This is a genomic window from Dolichospermum lemmermannii CS-548, from assembly GCF_028330815.1.
Classification (GTDB): Bacteria; Cyanobacteriota; Cyanobacteriia; order Cyanobacteriales; family Nostocaceae; genus Dolichospermum; species Dolichospermum lemmermannii.
The window spans coordinates 1-8,307 of record NZ_JAQMTJ010000118.1; the positions used below are offsets into that span (position 1 = coordinate 1).

9 protein-coding genes are annotated in these 8,307 nt (G+C 40.8%); 2 read left to right on the plus strand and 7 right to left on the minus strand.

Features of this window, described 5'->3' with window-relative positions:
• Nucleotides 1–378: 378 nt before the first annotated feature.
• Nucleotides 379–1,386, minus strand: a complete 1,008-nt coding sequence (locus tag PN450_RS08180; RefSeq protein WP_041457858.1) for a rod shape-determining protein — start codon at nt 1,384–1,386, stop codon at nt 379–381.
• A gap of 368 nt (nt 1,387–1,754) precedes the next feature.
• Between PN450_RS08180 and PN450_RS08185 the strand changes: the two genes are divergently transcribed.
• Nucleotides 1,755–2,117: a single-stranded DNA-binding protein gene (locus tag PN450_RS08185; protein ID WP_148762788.1), complete on the plus strand. Its 363-nt coding sequence runs from the start codon at nt 1,755–1,757 to the stop codon at nt 2,115–2,117.
• Between the two features lie 15 nt (nt 2,118–2,132).
• The gene (locus PN450_RS08190; RefSeq protein WP_271835965.1) at nt 2,133–2,255 is read left to right on the plus strand and encodes a hypothetical protein; all 123 of its coding nucleotides are present in this window, start codon (nt 2,133–2,135) and stop codon (nt 2,253–2,255) included.
• Here PN450_RS08190 and PN450_RS08195 read toward each other — a convergent pair whose 3' ends face one another.
• The 6 genes from PN450_RS08195 to PN450_RS08220 form a co-directional block, all read right to left on the minus strand.
• Nucleotides 2,256–2,999: an SIMPL domain-containing protein gene (locus PN450_RS08195; RefSeq protein ID WP_271835966.1), complete on the minus strand. Its 744-nt coding sequence runs from the start codon at nt 2,997–2,999 to the stop codon at nt 2,256–2,258.
• A 168-nt stretch (nt 3,000–3,167) separates the two neighbouring features.
• On the minus strand, nt 3,168–3,974 hold the full coding sequence (gene pstB, locus PN450_RS08200) for a phosphate ABC transporter ATP-binding protein PstB (protein WP_271835967.1): 807 nt from the start codon (nt 3,972–3,974) through the stop codon (nt 3,168–3,170).
• Between the two features lie 47 nt (nt 3,975–4,021).
• The gene (gene pstA, locus PN450_RS08205) at nt 4,022–4,903 is read right to left on the minus strand and encodes a phosphate ABC transporter permease PstA (protein ID WP_148762784.1); all 882 of its coding nucleotides are present in this window, start codon (nt 4,901–4,903) and stop codon (nt 4,022–4,024) included.
• Between the two features lie 14 nt (nt 4,904–4,917).
• Complete coding sequence (gene pstC, locus PN450_RS08210) at nt 4,918–5,868, minus strand: phosphate ABC transporter permease subunit PstC (protein WP_271835968.1); 951 nt, start codon at nt 5,866–5,868, stop codon at nt 4,918–4,920.
• A gap of 337 nt (nt 5,869–6,205) precedes the next feature.
• Nucleotides 6,206–7,369: a phosphate ABC transporter substrate-binding protein PstS gene (pstS, locus tag PN450_RS08215; RefSeq protein ID WP_213711284.1), complete on the minus strand. Its 1,164-nt coding sequence runs from the start codon at nt 7,367–7,369 to the stop codon at nt 6,206–6,208.
• 214 nt (nt 7,370–7,583) lie between these two features.
• Nucleotides 7,584–8,198: a 2OG-Fe(II) oxygenase gene (locus tag PN450_RS08220; protein ID WP_015079685.1), complete on the minus strand. Its 615-nt coding sequence runs from the start codon at nt 8,196–8,198 to the stop codon at nt 7,584–7,586.
• Nucleotides 8,199–8,307: the final 109 nt, after the last annotated feature.

An 8,307-nucleotide genomic window follows, 5' to 3' on the forward strand; every position in this document is an offset into this window, starting at 1 on the left:
ACCGTCAAACGCCGCCTAGACGCTCAATACAACCACCAATCAAGGTGTCGAAATTGCGCTTACTTTTATTGTTTTCAGTGTTTTTGTGAGTCCATCACTAAGCCAAGATGCGGTACGCTCCACAACCTGCCATTACTTGCTCTTTCTTGTCATACTGCCGCTAGGACTTGAACCTAACCGTTGTTTCATAGGAGCCGGTATTTCTCCGTACTAGGATGCTTCAACACGTAGATGTTTATTGTTCTTACTCACGATTTCATTCTAGCATACCACAGGGATTAAAATCCCTCGTGTCGCTTCCCTCTCAGGGCTAAAGCCACGCTCGTTTCCCACTTACCGCGAGGTCTTATGAATAAATACAGAACCCATATATTCCTACTACATATTACGGGAATGCCCGCTAAATACTCTCTCCAATTGTTTGAAGTTTTCTAATACACGACCTGTTCCCAACACTACACAGCTTAAAGGGTCCGCCGCAATGTGAGTCACAAGACCTGTCTCATGACTAATTAATGTATCCAGACCTTTGAGTAATGCACCACCTCCTGCCAACATGATCCCGCGATCAATAATGTCTGCTGCCAGTTCTGGAGGTGTCCGTTCTAGTGTCCGTCTCACTGCTTCGATAATTACCGCTAGAGGCTCTACCATGCTTTCCCGAATTTCTGGGCCTTTGATGCTTACAGTTCTGGGTAATCCAGAAAGTAAATGCAAGCCCCGGACTTCCATGACACTATCATTATCATCTGCGGTCGGATAGGCAGAACCAATCTTAATCTTAATATCCTCAGCAGTCCGTTCACCAATTACCAGATTATGAATTTTCTTCATATACTGAGTAATCGCTTCGGTTAGTTCATCTCCAGCAATGCGGACTGACTCGCTAATTACTGTACCCTGAAGACTTAATACCGCTACTTCTGTTGTGCCACCACCTATATCAATTATCATGTTACCCGTAGGTTCTGCAACTGGCAGTCCCGCACCGATTGCCGCTGCAACTGGTTCATCAATTAAATATACTTCCCTCGCTCCGGCTTGATTGGCTGCATCCATGACAGCCCGTCTTTCTACTCCTGTGACACCACTAGGAATGCCAATGATAATGCGGGGACGCATCAGGGATCTTCCCTCATTTACCCGCTGAATAAAGCTTTTTAGCATCAATTCAGCCGTGTCAAAGTCAGCAATCACACCGTCACGCAGGGGACGGAGGGCAATTACATTGCCTGGTGTCCGTCCGAGCATTTTTTTGGCCTCTTCTCCCACTGCCAGTGCCACCTTGAGATTTTGATCAATGGCAACTACAGAAGGTTCTTGCAGGACAATTCCTTTACCAGACACATAAACTAGGGTATTGGCTGTACCAAGGTCGATACCCATATCCCATGATGGACGAAAATTTCTGAAAAGATCCACGCTTCTCTTTGCCCCTTATTTGCGATACTTATAACTACAAAGATAAAAGTTAATAATGATTGACAGATTCCATGATGTTTGCTTGCCTGACTCCAGTAACCTAGACTATTTTTTTATCTAGGTTTTGTCAATCTTGATTTTAGTTTCACGAATCTTATGTTCTATTTTCTCATGGTAACTCAGTATAACCGTATATTTTTTTTAATGTCAAGTATTTTTTGAATTTTTGTGCGAGTTAACTGTTGGGATTCTAACATATTTTCAATACTTTCACAATTAGTTATTATAGAATCCGGGATAGTACAATACAAAGTTACTAAGAAATAAAAGCTATGAGCATTAATGTTGTCACTCTTATTGGCCGTGTAGGCATCGATCCTGATATGAAGTTTTTTGATTCGGGTAAAGTTAAATGTAGATTAACTCTAGCAGTCAGTCGTCGTACCCGTGAGGGAGAACATACAGACTGGTTTAACTTAGAATTATGGGGAAAAACTGCGGAAGTTGCGGGTAATTATGTTCGGAAAGGCAAACAAATAGGTGTTAAAGGTTCTTTGCGGTTTGATTCCTGGAGCGATCGCCAAAGCGGAGTTAACCGTTCTAGTCCAGTTATCAATGTCGAGCAACTAGAATTACTAGGTTCTAAGCGTGATGGTGAAGGTGGGGGAGCAGATATGTCTCCAGATAATTTCTAATTAGTGAGTTGTTAGTTGTTAGTAGGGGCGAAGCATTTGGAAGATAAATTATCGGTCATTGTCAAAAATAGTTCTCCAAATGCTTCGCCCGTACAGTTGTTAGTTGTTTTTTCCTTGCCATTGACCACTGACCACTGACTAATAACTAATTTGCAATGTTACTGATGCTTGTACTTCCTGTTCACCAGCAATTATGGGAGTAGAAGCATCTGCATTAGCTAATTTAGCCTCAGCCCGGTAAAGCATGGGAGGTGGTGGTGGAGTTGCACCATTGACTTGAATACTGACAATTTCTTTTTGTTGTAATCCCAGGCTACTTAAAACGGCTTCTGCTTGCTGTTGGGCATCCTGGGTAGCTTTTTTCAGAGCTTGTTTTTGGGCGATCGCAATTGCTTCATCACTAGCAATAAAACTCACACCGTTAATTTGTGTCGCTCCAGCCTTCACAGCTTCATCTAACAATGTTCCGGCTTGATCTGTAGGAATGCGGAAACTGACTGTATTACTGGCAGCATAACCAGTGATTCGTTGGACATTATTGCTGTAGCTATACACTGGATTCAGGCGAATTCCTGTAGTTGTCAATTTTTCCACATTACGTTTTTTCAGCAATGTCACCACAGCGGATGATTTACGAGCCGCTTCTTTTTGGACATCTTCAGCGGTTTTCCCTTGAATTTCCACACCTAAACTCACTTGAGATAAAGTTGTAGAAATTGTTTCTACTCCCCGTCCACTCACGGTTAAAGTTCGCCATAATTTTGCCTTTTCTTGCGCCGATGCAGGTAATATAAAAGTCGCGCATATCAATATACTCAAGGATAAGATCTTCCCAAAATTCCTGGTAGGAAAACGAGAATTGGATAAAATAGTCTTAGACATTCTGCTGGCACTCCTCCAAAAACGGATCAATTCTTGGTTAACTGTTAATTATCAACAACCACCAAAACATTTTTACACCGAAAGTGTAATTGCTCCATGGGAGTTGCATATTTATGTTTAAATACTAATTCAATTTTATTGTTTACCATCGGTTCTATCATCTCAGCATTACCCAAATTTACCGCTAATGTAAGCTTTGGTATCTTCCTGTTGAGGGTTGCTGAAAATTAGCTCTGTCGAATCGTACTCTACTAAATACCCAGCCCGTCCACCTGTTTCTGAGGCTCTGACATTAAAAAACGCCGTTTTATCAGATACTCGTGATGCTTGCTGCATATTGTGAGTGACTATGACGATGGTATATTGCTCTTTAAGTTCATGAATTAGTTCTTCAACCCGCGAGGTAGAAATAGGATCAAGAGCAGAACATGGTTCATCCATGAGGATAACTTCTGGTTGGACAGCGATCGCTCGGGCAATACATAAACGTTGTTGTTGTCCACCGGATAAAGATAAACCATTTTGGCGCAATTTATCCTTGACTTCATCCCACAAAGCCGCTTGTCGCAAACTCCGTTCTACTAATTCATTCATATCACCCCTGTAGCCATTAATTCTGGCCCCAAAAGCAATATTTTCATAAATTGACTTGGGAAATGGGTTGGGTCTTTGAAACACCATACCAATACGTCTCCGCACCTCTACGGGATCAATATTGGGTGCATAGAGATTTTTATCATAGAAATAAACTTTACCTTCGGCTCTAAATGATGCGATTAAATCATTTAGACGGTTATAACATCGCAATAATGTACTTTTACCGCAGCCAGATGGTCCAATAAAAGCCGTCACCCGATTTTTAGGAATATCTAGCCAAACATTCTGTACAGCCAAAAAATTGCCGTAGTAGATATTGAGATCTTCTGTGCGTAAAACCGATTCAGCCCCATTAATCGTGCTAATTGTAGTAGCCATAAATACTTAAAGAATAAGTTTTTCGGGATGAGTTTCAGTTTTGTTAACTAAACCTTTTGTTTAGTCACCCAGCGAGTAATAATACTAGTAATTAAAACCATCATTACGAGGATTAAAGACGCAGCCCAAGCTAGAGATTGCCAAGTTGGGAAGGGAGAAGTAGCAAAGTTGTAGACTAAAACCGCGAGAGAAGCAGTAGGTTTGAGAATGCTATCCGGCCAAAAAGCAGAGAAAAGAGCCGTAAATATTAATGGTGCTGTTTCTCCAGCAGCCCGAGCGATCGCCAAAGTAGAACCAGTGACAATTGTTGGTAATGCAGCCGGCAATACCACCAGGATCACAGTTTGCAAATTACTTGCACCTAATCCAACAGACGCTTGCCGCAAATCTTGAGATACTAATTGCAAAGCTTCGTCTGTAGTTTTTACAATAATAGGTAACATCAAAATTGCTAAGGCAAATCCACCCCCCAGGGCTGAGTAAGAGCCTAAATTCAGGTTTACTAAGGTCAAAACCACAATTCCATAGGCAAATACCCCAGCAATAATAGAAGGAACACCACTGAGGACGTTAGTAGCAAAACGTATCCATCTAGCAATCTTTTGGGAACTAAACTCATTTAAATAAATTGCGGCCAATACACCAAAGGGAACACTAATGACAGCGGCAATCCCGACCATGAGAATTGTGCCAACAATGGCATTACCAAAACCGCCATTTTTGCCAAAAGGCGGTGGTGGTAACTGCGTAAAAATATTGAGATTTAAACTACTAAACCCTCTAATTACTACATAATAAAGCACTGCCAACAAGGGGACTAGTGCCAATGCTCCACAGATAAAAGCTAATCCAGTCATTGCTGTATTCAACAATGTCCGAGGAGAGGAAGGAGAACGAGTCAGGCTTCTTTGCTCAAAAGAAGAAGTCATAATTTAACCTATCACTATAGTCTCTGGACTCGCGCCACAATAAACTCTGCCAGAATATTGACTATCATCGTCAATAGAAATAGGATTAAAGCTGCATACATTAAAGCAGCAACTTGTAACCCATTAGCTTCAGCAAATTGATTTGCTAGTAGGGAAGAAATTGTATTAGATGGTGCTAAGAAAGAGATGTTAATATTATTGGCATTACCAATTAACATTGTCACAGCCATTGTTTCACCCATGGCTCTACCAAGTGCCAACATCACCGCACTGACAATGCCAGAAAAAGCAGCGGGGATAATAACTTGAAAAATTGTTTCCCAACGGGTTGCACCGATTGCCAAGGCAGCTTGACGTAAACCCGAAGGTACAGAAATCAAAGCATCACGAGAAATAGCGGTGATAATTGGCAAAGTCATAATTGCTAAGATCACTCCCGCAGGTAACATTCCTGGCCCTGTAGGTGAGGTACTAAAAATAGGTAGCCAGCCCCAATAATGATGCAGCCATTTGCCCAAATCAGTTAAAATCGGGATTAAAACAAAAATTCCCCAGACTCCGTAGACAACACTGGGAATGGCAGCTAATAATTCTACTAAAAATACCAGTACCAATTTTACCTGGGATGGCAAAAAATCCTCACTCAATAAAATCGCCGTCCCCACACCAATTGGAACTGCTAAAACTAGTCCGATTAAAGAACTCATGAGAGTCCCATAAATCGCAGGTAATACCCCATATTCATCATTAACAGGGTTCCAATTGCTGGTGATTAAGAAATTAATCCCGAATTTTTGGATCGCTGGACTGGCCGCAATAGCAACTTGCAAGGTAATCCATAATAAAATTCCAGCAATTGCTAGGGCAAAAATTCGAGTTAACCAAATAAAGCTCCGATCTAGATTTCTGTCTATTTCCGAGCGATTTTTCGTTACTAATGGGGTTTCTGGAAAATTTATGGCCATGAATGCTGACTCTAAGATGTGGGAAAAAGCTAACTTTCTCAAAACTAGTAGTTTGTCAAGATAAAAATGATGGACTGTAGTGTGAGCGTCTCGCTCACGCGGGCAGGAGTGTAAGCGTCTCGCTCACGCGGGCAGGAGTGTAAGCGTCTTGCTTATGCGAGCAGGAGTGTAAGCGTCTTGCTTATGCGAGCAAGAGTGTGAGCGTCTTGCTTATGCGAGCAGGAGTGTAAGCGTCTTGCTTATGCGAGCAAGAGTGTGAGCGTCTCGCTCACGCGGGCAAGATGCCCGCACTACCAAAAACCCGTCAAAATAAATTTTACAGACCACTAGCTTGTCATTACTTTGTAGTTTTAGGATCAGCACCAAGAGAGATTTTATAATCAGGACTAATTTGATCAGCAGCAGCAGCCACTTTAGCAATCACATTTGCTGGTAAAGGAACATACCCTAATTGAGTAGCTAACTTTTGTCCATCGGTTAAAGCGTACTCAATAGTTGCTTCTATTGCCTTGGCTTTACCAGCATCAGCATATTTTTTATAAGCGAGAATCCAAGTATAAGTGACGATTGGGTAAGAACCTTCCCCTTCAGGATCAGAAATAAAAGCGCGAAGATTTTCTGGTAAAGTTACTGATGCTAAAGTTTTAGATGCTGATTCTTCAGAAGCCAAAACAAACTTTTTAGCTTTATTTTCTAAACTCGCAAATTTGAGATTACTTTGTTTGGCATAGCCATATTCTACATAACCAATAGCGCCTGGAGTTTGTTGAATTTGGGCGGTAACACCTTCATTGCCTTTAGCACCAATTCCTACAGGCCATTTTACACTTTTACCGTCACCTACTTTAGTTTTCCATTCTGGACTAATGGCGCTAAGGTGTTTGGTAAAAACGCCTGTAGTCCCGCTACCATCAGCCCGATAAATAACTTTTATCTCCTCTTTTGGTAATTTTACACCAGGATTAGCTTGAGCGATCGCCGGATCATCCCAAGATTTGATTTTACCTAGTAAAATATCAATATAAACTGCTCGTGGTAGTTTGAGTATGGCTACGCCACCGGAGCTATCAGCAATATCTGGTAAGTTATAAGCCAGAACAATACTACCAGCAGTTACAGGTAGTAAGATCACTCCTTTATCTGCGGGGATATTCTGAATTTCTTCATCTTTCATGGCTACATCACTAGCACCAAAGTCTACTGTCCCTTTGGTAAACTGCTCAACACCGGCGCCACTACCAACTGGCTGATAGTTAACTTTTAAATTGGGGTATTTTTTGTTTAACTCCGCAAACCAGGTTTGGTAAAGGGGTGACGGAAAAGTAGCACCAGCACCTGTTAATTCAATATTACCTCCTAAATCTAGTTTGCTGGAAGCAGTTGTAGTTTGACTGGAAGATTTGTTAGGAGTGGGATTCGTTGAGTTAGTTTCTCCACAGGCAGATAAACTAATTGCTAGTGTGAATACCGATATTAAAGCTATCAGGCGATTATGCTTCATTGCACTTAGAGGTAATGGTAGTAATGTTAATTTTTAGCTAAACACCTCTAACATACTCCTAAAAAATTGTTTCAGAGACTTACAAATCAAAAATACCCCATAAGACTGGATAATCTTTTTTGTGAAGTTCTCTTATCGGTAAAGAAATGGGGAAATCTATATTTAGAGTATTTGCGTATTTTACAAGTTGATCATATCATCCTTTGACATCAGCCTACTTTTTTTGTTTTTTTCCATTCCCTTGATTAGCTCTTGATTCTAATGTAAACTCTGGTATTTCTTCAAGTTCATCTTCACTTAAACTATACTGTTCACACACAAGACTTAACCGATTTCCAGGAGTTGTCACTGCATTGACAGAATGAGTTAAATCACCCTGAAAGTAAATTAAAGAATTGGTTTGCGGTTTAATTTGTCCCACTTGGCGTTTTTGCAACTTCAGCACCAATTCTCCTCCCTCCATATCTTCTGGTACACGTACATAAAGAACGCTCACAAATGCAGGAGGTTCAACGGTTTTACAATAGGAACGCAAAGACCGGTCAATATGGGGGTCAACGCGAGAACCTGCTTTGAGTAGTAAAGGATTCAGATAAAAAGCATTACAATTAGGTAAAAGTGCCAAATCTAAATAAGGCTTAAAATAGGGGAATTTTTGAATAACTTCTGCTAAACCTTGACGTTGAAATACAACAGAAAAGCCTTTTGTATTGATAAAATCTCGGTTGAGGTTATTGATAGCAAAATAGGGACAAGCTTGGATTTCTCCCCACAAGTCTTGGAGATATTGAACAGGAAAGGCGTTAGGATGTTGTTGATAGTATTTCACGGTCTTAAATTAATGGATATTGAGTTTAATTTTTGTCTGAATCAGGATATCCAGGATTAGAGGATTAACAGGATGTTTGACATTTCTATAGTCTTTCATAGTCTTAAAT